The sequence below is a fragment of the Nonomuraea sp. NPDC002799 genome (assembly GCF_053592075.1).
Genome location: NZ_JBSFVA010000009.1, coordinates 101,917 through 116,117, shown reverse-complemented (window position 1 = coordinate 116,117; position 14,201 = coordinate 101,917). Strand labels below are relative to the sequence as shown.

Sequence of the window (14,201 nt, the reverse complement as noted above, 5' to 3'; positions counted from 1 at the left end):
TAGCCAATATGTGCAAGAATTCGGCCATGGCGCATCGCATCGCCGTCGTGGTGCTCGACCACTTCGCCCCGCTCGACCTCGGCGTGCCCGGCCAGGTGTTCTGGGCTGCGGAGAGCCCGTCGGGCGAGAAGCTGTACGAGGTGGTGACCTGCTCGGAGGGCCGCAGGCCGGTGCGCTGCTCGGCCGGCTACAGCGTCCTGCCCGACCACGATCTCGACGTGCTCGACACGGCCGACACCGTCGTGGTGCCGGGCATCCACGCGGGCCGGGCGATGCGGGACGGGACGATCTCGCCCGCGCTCGGCGACGCGCTGCGCGGCCGGCCGCGCACGATGTCGATCTGCACGGGGTCGTTCGTGCTGGCCGCGGCGGGCCTGCTCGACGGCCGGCCGGCCACCACCCATTGGCGCGAGGCGGCCCGCTTCGCCACGTTGTTCCCGCAGGTGCAGCTGGACCCTGACGTGCTGTTCGTGGACGACGGCGACGTGCTCACCTCGGCGGGGGTGGCGGCCGGGATGGACCTGTGCCTGCATGTGGTCAGGCGACCACGGCAGCGAGGTGGCCAACCGCACGGCCCGCCGCTGCGTCATGCCGCCGTTCAGGGAGGGGGGCCAGGCGCAGTACATCGAGCGGCCCTTCCCCGGCGCGGGCGGCGGCGGCACGGCGGCCACCCGCGAGTGGATGCTCGCCCACCTGGAGACCCCGATCGACCTGCCGTTGCTGGCCGCCCACGCCCGGATGAGCGTGCGCACCTTCACCAGGCGCTTTCGCGAGGAGGCCGGCGTCAGCCCGGCCAGGTGGCTCAACGGGCAGCGGGTGCAGCACGCCAGGCGGCTGCTGGAGACGACCGACCTCGGGGTGGAGGAGGTGGCCAGGCGGGCCGGGTTCGGCACCGCGGTCTCGCTCCGCCAGCACCTGCACGCGGCCGTCGGGGTGTCACCGCTCGCCTACCGGCACACCTTCCGCCGCAGTTGATCGGCCAACTCATCGCAACATGTGCGGTATTTGCGGAGTTTTCCCCCTAGAATCGGCGCCAGAAGATCCGCAAGGAGAGGGTCGGCACATGACAGAGGCGGACCGCGTACCAGCCGGGATCAACCCGGACGTGCCCAGCATCGCCCGCATGTACGACTATTACCTCGGCGGCCGGGACAACTTCGCCTCCGACCGCGCGGCGGCCGAGCAGATGATCGAGATCGGCCGCCGGCTCGGCAACGACGCCCGCGAGATCGCCCTGGCCAACCGCGGCTTCCTGGGCCGGGCCGTGCGCCTGATCGCCGAGGCCGGCGTGCGGCAGTTCATCGACATCGGCGCCGGGCTGCCCACCCAGGACAACGTCCACCAGGTGGCCCGCCGGCACTCCCCCGGCTCGCGCGTCGTCTACGTGGACAACGACCCGATCGTGCTCACCCACGCCCGCGCGCTGCTGGCCAGGGACCCGGACGTCATCGCTCTGGAAGGCGACGTCAAGGACGTGGACGCGATCCTGGACCACCCGCAGGTCACCGAGCACCTCGACCTCACCCGGCCGTACGCGATCCTGATGGTGGCGGTGCTGCACTTCGTCCCCGACGACGCCGAGGCCGCCCGCATCGCGGCCACCGTCCGGGCCCGGCTGCGGCCCGGCGGCTATCTGGTGCTGTCTCACCTGTACGCCGGCAACGCCACCGACGACGCCGTCACCGGCGGCAACCAGATCTATTCGGGCACCACGTCCGGCGGCCTGGCCCGGCGCGGCTACGACGACATCGTCCCTTACTTCGACGGCCTGGACCTGGTCGGCCCCGGCGTCGTCCCGGTCTCGGACTGGACCCGCGACGCCGCCCCCGACGGCTCCTACGACTACGTCAAGTCCGGCATCCTGGCCGGCGTGGGCCGAGTACGGGCCTGACGCCCCGTTACTGGAGACCCTCGCCGAACCACGTCTCCAGCGCCTCTTCGAGCGTCTTGTCCGGTGTGCCCGCCCAGGCCACGTAGCCGTCGGGACGCACGAGCACGGCCACGGGACCGTCCGACGGCACCACGTCCACCCGCTCGTGGCGCACCCGCAGCCCGCCCGTCGGGTCGAGCAGCAGCGGCCGGGCGCGCGCGGCGGATCCGGCAGGCAGCTCGGGCAGGAAACGCCCCACCAGCGGATGCTCCGGCGCGGGCATCGGATAGGGCACGTCGGCGCCGGCCAGGAGCGCGGCGATGCGCCGCCGGGCCCGCTCGTCGCCCAGCAACTCGCCGAAGAGCGCGCGCAGGGCCGTGACCTCCGCCCCCGGCGCGCTCAGCGCGAGCTGGGCCTGGCTGTGCATGGCCACCCGCTCGGCGGCGGGGCGGCGCTCGGCGTCGTAGGTGTCGAGCAGGCCGGGCGGCGCCCAGCCGCGCACCTCGGCGGCCAGTTTCCAGGCGAGGTTGGCGACGTCCTGCAGGCCGAGGTTGAGCCCGGGGGCGCCCATGGCGGAGTGCACGTGCGCGGCGTCGCCCGCCACGAACACCCGGCCTTCGCGGTAGCGCTCGGCCACCCGGGTGTTGCGGCCGTTCATCCGCCTGAGCATGTGCGGGCCCGCGCCGGTGGGCTCGGCGAGCGGCAGGTCGGCGCCGAGCACGCGGCCGATGCTCTCGCGCAGCTCCGCGATGGTCATCGGCACGTCGTCGCCCGGCACGGGGCCGTCCCATTCGATCGAGCTCACGGTCAGCACCTCAGGCCCGGCCGGGAGCAGCGCGTACGCCCCGCGCTCGGTCCGGTGCCAGGTGTAGAGCCCCAGCTCGCCCAGCCCCGGCACCTCGATCCGGTCCGGCCGCAGCGCCGCGCCCGGGATCGTGACGTGGGCCGCTCTGCTCACGATGTCGGCCGCGTTGACCCCGGGGAAGCCGATGCCCGCCTGCTTCCTGACCAGACTGTGCGCGCCGTCGCAGCCCACGAGGAAGCGCGTGCGCAGCTCGTAGGGGCCGTCGGGGCCGGTCAGCGCCAGCGTGACGCCCTCGGCGTCCTGCTCGAAGCCGGCGAGCTCGTGGCCGCGCCTGATGTCCGCGCCCAGCTCGGCGGCCCGCCGCTCGAACAGCTCCTCCAGCTCGGGCTGCCTGATGGCCATGCCGTGCAGCGGGTTGTCGTCGAGCCCGGTCAGATCCAGCGGCAGCGCGCCGAACACGAACCTGGGCATCGGCGCTTCCTGGCCGGTGAGACCGCGCTGGCGCAGCAGCCGCACCACCTGGCCGATGATGCCGTTGGCCTTGGGCTGGTCGCTGCGGCGGTGCAGGCGTTCGACGACGACGGGCCGGACGCCGGCCAGGCTGAGCTCGCAGGCCAGCATGAGCCCGTTGGGGCCGCCGCCGGCGATCACGATGTCCATGGGGTCTCTCCTCGGCTCGAAGGGTCGGGCAGTCCGGCGGCCAGGGCGCGCACGGCCTCGCGCACGAGTGGCACCAGCGGGACCGGCGGGTCGGAGCGCAGCCAGTGCGCGACGGCCGCCTGGACGGCGGCGGTCACGGTGACGGCGGCCAGGCGGGGGTAGAGGTCTCGGACGGGATCGGTGCCGGTGCGCTCGGCGATGGCCGCGGCCAGCTCGGCGTCGGCCGCGAACACCACCTTCAGCGACTCGGCCCGCAGCGCGGGCTCGGAGCTCAGCATCCTGATGCCGGCCAGCAGCTCCGGGTCGGGGGCCGCGCCGGTCCGGCTGCCGTAGTGCTCCCACGTCGCGGCCATCGCCTCCGTGAGCGCCTCCCAGAGGGGCTCGCCGGCGGGACGGGCGCGCAGCGTCGCGATGGCGAGTGCGTTGCGGTCGGTGTGGCGGGCGGTGAGCGCTTCGTACTTGCTGGAGAAGTAGTTGTTGAACGTCCTGGAGGAGACGCCCGCCTCGGCGGCGATGTCTTCGACCCGCACGTTCTCCAGCCCGCGCTCCACCGCCAGGCGCACGGCGGCCGCCATCAGCGCGTCGCGCGTCGCCTGCTTCTTCCGCTCTCTCAGCCCGCTCATGGCATCACCATAAGAGGAATTTTCTGACTAAGCAATATTTCTGAGTACGCAACTTTTTACTAACGGAATCGCTAGCGAAAGAGCGTTAGATTGGGAGTATGTCTTCGTCCCTGACCCTGGACTTCGCCGGCACGATCAGGGCCGATCGGTCCGGCCTGGTCGACACCCTGTCCGACGTCGCCGGCCTGACGGCCTGGGTGCGCGCGCACGCCGAAGAGCTCGGCGCGGAGCCCGGACTCACCGCCACGGAGGAGCTGCGCGCGGAGGTCGTGCGGCTGCGCCAGGCCGTCCGCGCGCTGCTCGCCAGAGCCGTGCGGCCGGATCCGCCGAGCCGGGCGGACGCCGCAGAGCTGCCCGGCTTCGCCCAGTCGCTGGCCCTGGTCAACGCCACCGCCCTGGCCGCGCCCACTGCTCCGCAACTGTCCTGGGACGGCGGGCCGGCGCTCGTCACCGTCACCCCCGTGACCGCCGGCCCCTCCGTACGCCTGCGCGGCCGCCTCGCCACGGCGGCCGTCGAGCTCCTCGCGGGACCGGAGCGCACCCGGATCCGCACCTGCCAGGCACCCCGCTGCGTGCTCTATTTCCGCAAGGAACACCCCCGCCAGGAGTGGTGCTCGACCGGCTGCGGAAACCGCGCCAGAGCCGCCAGGCACTACCAGGAGCACAAGAAGTGACTCTTTTCTAACGCCAAGGACGCCATTTTGCCGTTATAGTCATTTTCTAACGGCCGACTAGCTTTCCAACCGTTAGGAGTGGGGATGACCTTCACGACCGGGCACATCGGGCTCAACGTCACCGACCTCGACAAGTCCAAGGAGTTCTACGGACGTGTCTTCGGCTTCACCGTGGCCGGGGAGTCGCACGAGGACGGCCGGCGCTACGCGTTCCTGGCCCAGGACGGCACGCTCGTGCTGACACTCTGGCAGCAGAGCGCGGGCCGCTTCGCCACCGCCCAGCCGGGGCTGCACCACCTGTCGTTCCAGGTGGCCGACCTGGAGGCGGTGCGGCAGGTGGAGCGGGTGCTCAGGGAGATCGGCGCGCCGCTGCACCACGACGGCGTCGTGCCGCACGGCGAGGGCGCCTCCTCGGGGGGCGTGTTCTTCGACGACCCCGACGGCATCCGCCTGGAGATCTACGCCCCGGACGGCGCCGGTGACCGGGCGGCGCCCACCTCCGGCGCACCGACCTGTGGATTCTTCTAATGAGACATCCAGGCGAGGTCGCCGTGCAGCAGCGGGCCGGGGTGCGGGCGCCGGACCTCGGCAGCGCGCGGACCCGGCCGGAGATCCCCGAGGTGGCGGCCGAGTTCCTGCGCGGGCAGCACCTGATCGTGGCGGGCGCGGCCGACGACCTCGGCCGCGTCTGGGCGGGGCTGCTCACCGGGCCCGCCGGGTTCGCCGCGCCGGAGGACGACCGCACCATCGTGCTGAACACGCTGCCGGCGGCTCCCGACGCCCTGCACGGGCTGTTCGAGCGGGAGCGCGACATCGGCCTGCTCGCCATCGAGCCGCACACGCGGCGCCGGATGCGGGTGAACGGCACCGCCGTACAGGCCGGGGAGGGGCTGGTGGTGTGGACCGAGCAGGTCTACGCCAACTGCCCCAAGTACATCCAGACGCGGGAGCCCGCCGCGGCCCCCGGCACGCCCGCGCCGCTCGGGCGCGGGACGTCGCTGACGGAGCGGCACAGCGCGTGGATCGAGGCGGCGGACACGTTCTTCATCGCCACCCGCGCCGAGGGGCTGGGCGCGGACGTCTCCCACCGGGGCGGCAACCCCGGATTCGTCCGGCTCACCGGGCCGCGCTCGCTGGTGTTCCCCGACTACACCGGCAACTCGATGTACATGACACTGGGGAACCTGGAGCTGAACCCGGCCGCCGGGTTGTTGTTCGTGGACTGGGAGCGCGGGGAGACGCTGCAGCTCACCGGCCGGGCGCACGTCGAGTGGGGCGAGCGGCGGCTGGTGCGTTTCGAGCTCGACGCGTACGTGCACGCCGCCGGAACCGTGTCGGCCGGCTGGACCGCCCCGGGCTACCACCGCGCCAATCCGGCGCTCTGACGCCGTCCGGCCACCGACTCCCGCGCCGTCCGGGATGACCCTATGATCACTGTGATGAGCGTCGTTCATCAGCGAGGGACGTCACCGACGAGGAGGCCGCAGGGTGGCTAGGCAGGAACGGCAGCAGTCGGCTCAGCCCGGCACTCCGGTTCTGAGCGTCGAGGAGGAGCAGCTCCTGGACGTCGTCATGCGGGCGCAAGGGCCGGTGGGCGCCCGCCTCGCGGGGCGGCAGCTGGGCGAGACCGGCCTGAAGGTGAGCGAGGCCACCATCTCGCGCATGTTCAAGCGCCTGGACGACTTCGGGCTCACCACGCCGTCGGGGCAGAAGGGGCGCACGCTCACCGACCGGGGGCTGCAGCTGGCCAAGGGGCTGTCCGCGCGGCAGAGCCGCGACGAGGCGTTCACCAGGGCCCTGGACATCCGCAGCGTGGAGCAGTTGCTCGACCTGCTGTACGCCAGGCGCGGCGTCGAGCGCGAGCTGGCCGGGCGGGCGGCCGGCAAGGCGACGCCCGAGGATCTGGCGGAGCTTGAGGCCATCCTGCGCAGCCACGAGCACCACCTGGTGGACGGCCGCGACGCCCGCCCGGTCGCGATGGACTTCCACCGCGCGATCGCCAGGATCGCGGGCAGCGACCTCCTCCAGGTGCTGGCGAGCGTGGTGCTCAGCGACTCGCTCGTGCCGCTGGAGAAGGTGCTCGACGTGATCACCGGCGGCCACGGCACGCTCGGCCGGTCGGCGCCCGAGCACGAGGAGATCCTCGCCGCGCTCCGGCGCCGGGACTCCCGGGCCGCCGAGGAGGCGATGGCCGGGCACCTCACCCGGCTCATCGACGAGGTCGCCGAGTTCGCCAAGAGCGACCACGTGCAGCTCTTCGAGCGGCTGCTCATGTTCACCCAGTGAGCGACACGGCCCGCCCTTCGAGCGGCTTCACCCAGTGAGTGACGCGGCCCGCCCTTCGAGGTGGCCGATGACCTCCTGGACGGGCACGACGTCCGCGTAGCGGGCGTTGATGTCGAAGAGGTTCGCCTCGTGCGCCGAGGCCGACCGGTCCCCCACCGCTTCGGCCGGGACGATGGCGCGGAACCCGTAGTCGAGGGCGCTCTCGCAGGTCGAGCGGATGCAGCCGCTGGTGCTGCAGCCCACCACGATCACCGTGTCGACCTGGTGGGAGACGAGGATGCTGAGCAGGTTGGTGTTGAAGAACGCGCTGGCCCGCGGCTTCTCGACGAGGGCCTCGTGGGGCAGGCGGTTCAGCTCGGGGACCAGCCGCACGCGCTCCGAGCCGCGGATCATCTTCTCGGAGTGCGGGGTCTTCAACCGGGTGACCTGGGGCAGGTCGGAGTACGTCTCGTCATAGGCCATGGTGGTGAACACCACCGGGATGTCGTCAGCCTTGCGCGCGACGTCGAGCAGCCGCCCGATGTTGCCCAGCACCCCGTCGAGGTCGGCGCCGATCATCTCGTCCGGCCGCGTCCAGGCGCCGGCCATGTCGATCACCAGCAGGGCCGGGCGCTCGCCCCAGCCCACGCGCCCGGCGAAGCCGGCCGCGAGGTACTGGTCGAGCAGCTCCTGGTTGTCCATGCGATGCGGCTGTCCTGCGGCCATGGCGATCTCTCTTCCTCAACGGTTGTCTCGTGACGCCCTCACTATATCGCCATCTTCCTCATTTGTGAGGAAGTAAGCGCTGATTCCCTTATTTCTGATATACATGCCTCAATGCGACGGATCTGTCTGGAGGCGCTGGTGCAGGATGACTTCGACCTGGTCGTACGCGGTGCGCTGGTGGTCACGGAGCACGAGATCGAGGTCATGGACGTCGGCGTCCTCGGCGAGCGGATCGCGGCCCTCGCGGCCCCCGGCTCCTTAAGAGGCAGGCAGACCGTCGAGGCACGGCCCGGCGCGATCCTGGTCCCCGGCGGGATCGACACGCACACGCACATCGCCTGGCCCATCAGTGAGGGCGTGCGCGGCCTGGACGACTTCTCCTCGGCCACCAGGGCCGCGGCCGTGAGCGGCACGACCACGGTGATCGACTTCGTGCCGGCCACGGCGGGCTCGCTGGCGGAGGCGGCGGAGACGCGCCTGGCGGAGGCGGCGGAGTCGGTGATCGACTACACCTTCCACCCCGTGATCGCCCGCGTGACCCCCGAACGGCTGCGCGAGATCCCCGGCCTGATCAGCCAGGGCATGGCCTCGTTCAAGATCTACACCACCTACGACGACCGGCTCGACGACGCCGAGATCCGGACCGTGATGGAGACCATCGCGGCGGCGGGCGGACTGGCCGGCTTCCACGCCGAGAACCACGCCATCCTCGAACGCGCCAAGGACGGCGTGCTCGCGGGGGCCGGCGGCGCGATCGAGGGCTTCCCCGGCAGCCGTCCCGGCAGCGCGGAGAGCGCGGCGATCGGCCTGGTGACGCACTTCGCCAGAGAACTGGACGCGCCGGTGTACATCTACCACGTCTCCGGCGGCGAGGCCCTGTCGGCCATCGAGGCGGCCGGGGAGAGCGGCGTCCGGGTGCAGGCCGAGACCTGCACCCACTACCTCGTCCTCGACGAGAGCGTCTACCGGCGCGCGGACGCCTGGAAGTACGTGATCACGCCCCCGGTCCGGGGCGGCGCCGACCAGCGCCGGTTGTGGGCGGCGCTGCGCGCCGGCGTCCTGGGCAGCGTCGCGTCCGACCACTGCGCCTACGGGATCGAGCACAAGCGCGCCGGTGCCCGTGACTTCACCCTCCTGCCGCCGGGCGCCCCCGGGCTGGACGCGCGGATCCCCATGTTGTGGCACCACGGCGTCACCGAGGGGCGTCTCGACCTGCGCCAGTTCGTCGAGGTCTCGGCCACAGGGCCCGCCAGAACCTTCGGCCTGTATCCCCGCAAGGGAGTGATCCGGGTCGGCGCGGACGCGGACCTGGTGTTGTGGAACCCCACCCGCACGTGGACGTGGCCCGTGTGGGAGCGGGGCTGGGGCAGCGACTACGAGCCCTACGAAGGTTTCAGCGGCACCGGGCTGCCCGAGCTCACCCTGTCCCGGGGACGGGTCGTCGCTCGCGACGGCCGGTTCACCGGCGGCGAGGCAGGCGGGCGCTTCGTGCCGCAGCACATCGACACCCGGCTCTGGCCGGCCGTCCCTGGAGAAAGGCGTACCCGTGAGCAGTGACCGGCTGATGTTCATCGACGGGGAGTGGACCGGCGCCCTGGACGGCGCCCGGATCCCGGTCTACGAACCGGCCAGCGGCAAGGTGCTGGCCTCGGTGCCCGCGGGCACCGAGGCCGACGTCGACCGGGCGGTCATGGCCGCCAGGCGCGCGTTCGACGAGGGCGCCTGGAACGGGGAGGTGCCGCCACGCCGGCGGGCCGAGGTGCTCAACCGCATCGCCGGGCTGATCCGCTCCCGGGCCGGCGAGCTGGCCCGGCTGGAGGTGCGCGACTCGGGCAAACCCCTGGCCGACGCCCTGGCCGAGATGGAGGAGGCGGCCTTCCTCTTCGAGTACTACGCGGGATGGGTGACGAAGCTGCCCGGCGAGATCCCGCCGGTCGGGCCCGGGGCGATCAACCTGATCACGTACGAGCCGGTCGGGGTGTGCGGGCTCATCGTGCCGTGGAACTTCCCGCTGCTGATGGCCGTGCAGAAGGTCGCGCCCGCGCTGGCGGCCGGCTGCACGGCGGTGCTCAAGCCGGCCGAGGAGACGCCCCTGACGGCGCTGGAGCTGGCCGGCATCGCGGCCGAGGCCGGGTTGCCCGCCGGGGCGCTCAACGTCGTCACCGGCGCCGGGCCGGTGGCGGGCGCGTCGCTGGTCGCGCACCCGGCCGTCGACAAGGTGAGCTTCACCGGATCGCGCGAGGTGGGCGTGCAGGTCGCGACGAACGCGGCGGCGACGCTGAAGCGGGTCACGCTGGAGCTGGGCGGCAAGTCGCCCAACGTGGTGTTCGCCGACGCCGCCTTCGACGAGGCCATCGCCGGGACGTGCCGGGGCATCTTCGCCAACCAGGGTGAGGTCTGCTCGGCGGGCAGCCGGGTGCTGATCCAGCGCGAGATCTTCGACGAGGCGCTGGAGCGGCTGGCCACGGCGGCGGCGGAGATCCGCCTGGGCGACGGCCTGGATCCGCGCACCACGATGGGCCCGCTGGTCTCGGCGCGGCAGCGCGACCGGGTGCGGGGTTACATCGAGATCGGGGAGAAGGAGGGGGCGCGGACGGCGTACGCGGGCTCGCTCCCCGACCGGCCGGAGCTCGCGGACGGCTACTTCGTCCCGCCGGTGATCTTCCACGCCCCGTCGCACGACCTGCGGATCGCGCAGGAGGAGATCTTCGGGCCGGTCATGACGGTGCTGCCCTTCGACGACGTCGACGAGGCGGTCCGCCTGGCCAACGACACCGCCTTCGGCCTGGGGGCGGCGATCTGGACCAACGACGTGCGCAAGGGACTGCGGGTCGCCAAGGCGATCCGGGCCGGCGTCGTCTGGCTGAACGACACCCAGGCCGCGCCGTCGGAGGGCATCTGGGGCGGCTTCAAGGCCAGCGGGATCGGCCGGGAGCTGGGCCGCCAGGGCCTGGAGGCGTACCTGGAGGCCAAGCAGATCCACATCAAACTGACCGAGGGAGAGTGAACATGGGAGCTTTGACGGGAAAGGTGGCCTTCGTCACCGGCGGGGCGCGCGGCATCGGCCGGTGCGTCGCCGACGTGCTGGCGGCCGACGGCGCGACCGTGGTCGTGGCCGACCGGCGGATCGAGGGCGTGACGGCGGCGGACGGGATCGCCCGCGTGCACCAGGCGGACGTGGCGGTCCGGGAGGAGATCTCCGAGGCCGTCCGCGCCACCGCGGCGGAGTTCGGCGGCATCGACATCCTGGTGAACAACGCGGGCATGGACGCCGCCCGCCCCGACACCTGGAACCAGCAGCCCGACGAATGGACGAGGGTGATCGACGTCAACCTCAACGGCGCCTGGTGGTGCACCAGCGCCGCACTGCCGCACATGATCCCGCGCGGGGGCGGCCGCGTCGTGTTCATCGGCTCCAACGCGGCGCGGCTGGGCGGGTTCGGCGTGGGCCACTCGCCGGCCTACTCCGCGGCCAAGGCGGCCCTGTCCGGCCTGGTCGTCGCGCTCTCCTCGCAGCTGGAGCAGTTCGGGATCCGGGTCAACGCGATCTCGTCGGGCCCGACGGGCAGCACGGGCACGCCTCCCACGGACGAGGAGCGGGCCGAGTTCCTGGGCAAGTCCCCGCTGGGCTACGGCGGGCCTGAGCCGATCGCGGCCGCGGTGCGCTATCTCGTGCACCCGTCCGGCGACTGGGTCAGCGGCTCGGTCATGAACGTCAGCGGCGGTGAACACCGCGGCATCTGACCGCACACGAAAAGGGCGCCACCCGTGACCCGGGTGGCGCCCTTTCGTCTGTGCGCTAGCGGATGGCGACGATCAGCTCGATCTCCACCGGCTGGTTGAACGGCAGGCTGGAGGTGCCGATGGCCGAACGGGCGTGCCGCCCGCGCGCGCCGAGCAGCTCGACCATGAAGTCCGAGAAGCCGTGCATCACCTTCGGCTGGTCGTGGAAGCCCGGTGCGCTGTTCACGAAGCCGAGCGCCTTGACGATCCGGTCGATCCTGTCGAGGTCGCCGAGGTGGTCACGGAGCGTCCGCAACAACTGGATCCCCGTGGCGCGCGCCGCCTCGATGGCCTCCTCCACGCTCACCTCGGCGCCCACCTGACCCCGGAAGAGCAGGTTGCCCTCGTTGTCCTCGGGGCCGTGGCCGGAGACGAACAGCAGGTCACCGTGCTCGACGACGGGCGCGAGCCCGCCACCCGCCGGGATCTTCGTCGGCAGTTCGATGCCCAGCGCCGCGAGCCTGTCCTCAATGATGCTCATCACAACTCTCCTCAACGTGTTCTAACGGAACTGGGGCAGCGAGCTCGGGGAGACCTCTTCCAGGCTCCGGCCGAGCCGGTCGTGCTCGGGCACCCGCTTCCAGGAGCGCTCGCCCGCCTCCTGGAGGCGTTCGGCCAGCCCGGTCTCGTTCACGGTCAGCACGGCGCCGTCCCGCATGACCCACGAGCCGTCGATCATCACCGACGCCAGGTCTTCCTTGGTGGCGTAGTAGACGAGGTTCCTGATGGGATCCCGGGCCGGGGTCATGGTCGGCGTGTCCAGCCGCCACAGCAGCAGGTCGGCCTTCGCTCCTGCGGAGATCCGGCCCAGGTCGTCGCGGCCGAGCATCCTGGCCGCGTTCACGGTGGCGGCGTCCAGCAGATGGCCCGCCAGCCACGAGTCGGCCCGCCGGTCGGCCACCTTGCCGAGGAGCGCCGACCAGCGGATCGACTCGATCATGGACTGGGGGGTGGTGTCCGTGCCCAGGGTGATGTTGACCCCGTCGCGCCGGTAGCCGGGCAGCGACTCGATCATGATGCCGCGCCGGGCGAACGTCCAGGCGTTGTACGAGATCGAGGCGCCGGAGGCGGCGATGCGGCGGGTGTCGTCGCCGGGCAGGTTCAGCCAGGACGTGCCGCTGGTGAAGATCGCGTGCCCGAGCACCACCCGGGGCCCGAGGAAGCCGACCGATTCGAGGTACTCGATGGGCGTCATGCCGTGGGCCGCCATGATGTCCATGACCTCGAACACGGCCTGGGCGGCGTGGATGGTCAGCGGCACCCCGAGGTCGTCCGACAACCGCCGCGACTCCTTGAGCAGGTCGGGGGTGCAGGTGTTGGCCTGCCAGGGCGACAGGAAGCCCTGGACGCGGCCCGAGCCCCGCCCGCGCAGGTCCTCGATGAGCCGGGTGGCACGTTCCAGGCCGGCGAAACCGCCCTGCTCGTCCCAGTCGTACTCCACCCGGTTCCCGTCGCGGGTGTACCAGCGGCCGGACTTGTAGCCGTCGGCGATGTAGGCGCGCAGGCCCGCGCGTTCGCACGCCTCGGCCACCCGGGCGCCCCGCACACCCTGGTGCATCACGGTGGTGGTGCCGGTGCGGATGAGCTCGGACATCGAGAAGTCGATGCAGGTGTCGATGCCCGGCTCGTCGATGGCCGCCTCCTGCAGCAGGAGGGTCTCGACCAGCCCGGTGTAGAAGAACTGGCGGGGCGCCACGTCCTCCTGGAAGGACTTGTCGAGCGGAGCCGTCTCCAGGTGGGCGTGGGTGTTGATGAACCCGGGCGTCACCAGCGTCTCGCCGGCGTCCACCCGTTCGTCGGTCTCCCCCGGGTAGTCGCGGCCGACGAAGACGACCCGGTCACCGTCCACCACGATGGTGCCGTTCTCCAGCAGCCGTTGCTCGCCGTCCTGGAAGGCCACCACGTAGCGCGCGTCAATGCGCAGGGTCGCCATGGCGACCTCCCCTCACTCGGCGGTCCAGGCGTCGAAGATGTCGCTCAGCGTGGCGATCCACAGGTTCGGCTGCGAGGTCACGTGCTCGAGGAAACGGTCGAGCATCATCATGTGGTGCGGCCGGCCGATCGACTGCGGGTGCAGCACGAGCGTCATCACGCCCGGCGTCACGTACTTCAGGCCGTATTCGAGGGAGTCGTTCCAGCGCTGGAGCACCACGTCGGTCGAGGACAGGCCCATGGAGTAGCCGCCGACGTACTCGAAGGCCACCCAGTCCTCCAGGAACCACGAGGTGGGGAACTCCAGCACCCGGGACGGCGGGCCGAAGACGGTGGCGCCGTGCAGGTTGATCTCCTTGATCTCCCTGGGGTGGTACGGCTCGAAGTCCCGCCCCGACAGGCTGCTGTGCCAGTCGAACCCGAACTCGTCCAGGATCTTCATCGTGTTGTACGACATCGAGCCCGACGGCGCCCGGTAGCCCCTGGGCCGGTTCCCGAGGATCTCCTGGTGCTGTTCGAGCTGGCGGACCATGAGCTTGCGCTCGATGGGCTCGGGCATGTCGTTGAGGTTCTCGTGGTACACCCCGTGGGCGCAGATCTCGTGCCCGCGCGCCAGGACGTCCTTGCAGTAGTCCGGCCAGGTCATGATGCTGTGCCCGGGGATGCCCCACGTGGTGGGGATCTGGTAGCGATCGAAGATCTCCAGCAGCCGCGGCACGCCGACCTCGGCGCCGAACTCGCCCCGCGCCATGGTGGCGGGGTCGTTCTTGCCCTTGGCGAGCCAGGCGGCCTGGGCGTCGAAGTCGACGGTCACCGCGAGGGCGAACGTCTTGCCCGATGGAAATGACATAGGAACTCTCCCT

At 71.7% G+C, this 14,201-nt stretch carries 14 protein-coding genes and 1 pseudogene; 9 read left to right on the top strand and 6 right to left on the bottom strand.

The features are described from left to right. Window positions 1-8: 8 nt before the first annotated feature. A pseudogene (locus tag ACWD0F_RS18925) lies at window positions 9-975 on the top strand (GlxA family transcriptional regulator). An 88-nt stretch (window positions 976-1,063) separates the two neighbouring features. Then, on the top strand, window positions 1,064-1,891 hold the full coding sequence (locus ACWD0F_RS18920) for an SAM-dependent methyltransferase (protein WP_449877037.1): 828 nt from the start codon (window positions 1,064-1,066) through the stop codon (window positions 1,889-1,891). A 7-nt stretch (window positions 1,892-1,898) separates the two neighbouring features. Here the strand turns inward: ACWD0F_RS18920 and ACWD0F_RS18915 are convergent, their stop codons facing one another. Both ACWD0F_RS18915 and ACWD0F_RS18910 read right to left on the bottom strand, forming a co-directional pair. Next, window positions 1,899-3,335: an FAD-dependent monooxygenase gene (locus ACWD0F_RS18915; protein WP_449877035.1), complete on the bottom strand. Its 1,437-nt coding sequence runs from the start codon at window positions 3,333-3,335 to the stop codon at window positions 1,899-1,901. Continuing rightward, window positions 3,323-3,958, bottom strand: coding sequence for an acyl-CoA-like ligand-binding transcription factor (locus ACWD0F_RS18910; protein ID WP_449877033.1), 636 nt, complete (start codon window positions 3,956-3,958; stop codon window positions 3,323-3,325). The genes ACWD0F_RS18915 and ACWD0F_RS18910 overlap by 13 nt, the downstream gene beginning before the upstream one ends. A 98-nt stretch (window positions 3,959-4,056) precedes the next feature. On the opposite strand from ACWD0F_RS18910, the gene ACWD0F_RS18905 reads away from it, so the two are divergent. From ACWD0F_RS18905 to ACWD0F_RS18890, 4 genes are all read left to right on the top strand, one after another. Further along, a complete protein-coding gene (locus ACWD0F_RS18905; RefSeq protein WP_449877032.1) occupies window positions 4,057-4,632 on the top strand; it encodes a CGNR zinc finger domain-containing protein in 576 nt (191 codons plus the stop codon). Between the two features lie 84 nt (window positions 4,633-4,716). Then, complete coding sequence (locus tag ACWD0F_RS18900; RefSeq protein ID WP_449877030.1) at window positions 4,717-5,160, top strand: VOC family protein; 444 nt, start codon at window positions 4,717-4,719, stop codon at window positions 5,158-5,160. Further along, complete coding sequence (locus tag ACWD0F_RS18895) at window positions 5,160-6,017, top strand: pyridoxamine 5'-phosphate oxidase family protein (RefSeq protein WP_449877028.1); 858 nt, start codon at window positions 5,160-5,162, stop codon at window positions 6,015-6,017. Before ACWD0F_RS18900 ends, ACWD0F_RS18895 begins: the two co-directional genes overlap by 1 nt. Before the next feature lie 103 nt (window positions 6,018-6,120). Then, window positions 6,121-6,918, top strand: a complete 798-nt coding sequence (locus ACWD0F_RS18890; protein ID WP_449877026.1) for an FCD domain-containing protein — start codon at window positions 6,121-6,123, stop codon at window positions 6,916-6,918. A 27-nt stretch (window positions 6,919-6,945) separates the two neighbouring features. Here the strand turns inward: ACWD0F_RS18890 and ACWD0F_RS18885 are convergent, their stop codons facing one another. Next, on the bottom strand, window positions 6,946-7,623 hold the full coding sequence (locus tag ACWD0F_RS18885) for an isochorismatase family protein (RefSeq protein WP_449877024.1): 678 nt from the start codon (window positions 7,621-7,623) through the stop codon (window positions 6,946-6,948). 111 nt (window positions 7,624-7,734) lie between these two features. Between ACWD0F_RS18885 and hydA the strand changes: the two genes are divergently transcribed. Genes hydA through ACWD0F_RS18870 form a run of 3 tightly spaced genes read left to right on the top strand, consistent with a single transcriptional unit; the run spans window position 7,735 to window position 11,367 of the window. Further along, window positions 7,735-9,180, top strand: a complete 1,446-nt coding sequence (gene hydA, locus ACWD0F_RS18880; protein WP_449877022.1) for a dihydropyrimidinase — start codon at window positions 7,735-7,737, stop codon at window positions 9,178-9,180. After that, the gene (locus ACWD0F_RS18875; RefSeq protein ID WP_449877020.1) at window positions 9,170-10,630 is read left to right on the top strand and encodes an aldehyde dehydrogenase family protein; all 1,461 of its coding nucleotides are present in this window, start codon (window positions 9,170-9,172) and stop codon (window positions 10,628-10,630) included. The genes hydA and ACWD0F_RS18875 overlap by 11 nt, the downstream gene beginning before the upstream one ends. Window positions 10,631-10,632: 2 nt before the next feature. Then, window positions 10,633-11,367, top strand: a complete 735-nt coding sequence (locus tag ACWD0F_RS18870) for an SDR family NAD(P)-dependent oxidoreductase (protein ID WP_449877018.1) — start codon at window positions 10,633-10,635, stop codon at window positions 11,365-11,367. A gap of 55 nt (window positions 11,368-11,422) precedes the next feature. Here ACWD0F_RS18870 and ACWD0F_RS18865 read toward each other — a convergent pair whose 3' ends face one another. From ACWD0F_RS18865 to ACWD0F_RS18855, 3 genes are read right to left on the bottom strand one after another with little or no spacing between them, the layout of a single operon-like run. Continuing rightward, on the bottom strand, window positions 11,423-11,887 hold the full coding sequence (locus ACWD0F_RS18865) for a RidA family protein (RefSeq protein WP_449877016.1): 465 nt from the start codon (window positions 11,885-11,887) through the stop codon (window positions 11,423-11,425). 21 nt (window positions 11,888-11,908) lie between these two features. After that, window positions 11,909-13,339, bottom strand: a complete 1,431-nt coding sequence (locus tag ACWD0F_RS18860) for an amidohydrolase family protein (protein ID WP_449877014.1) — start codon at window positions 13,337-13,339, stop codon at window positions 11,909-11,911. Between the two features lie 12 nt (window positions 13,340-13,351). Further along, window positions 13,352-14,188: a polysaccharide deacetylase family protein gene (locus ACWD0F_RS18855; RefSeq protein WP_449877012.1), complete on the bottom strand. Its 837-nt coding sequence runs from the start codon at window positions 14,186-14,188 to the stop codon at window positions 13,352-13,354. Window positions 14,189-14,201 lie beyond the last annotated feature (13 nt).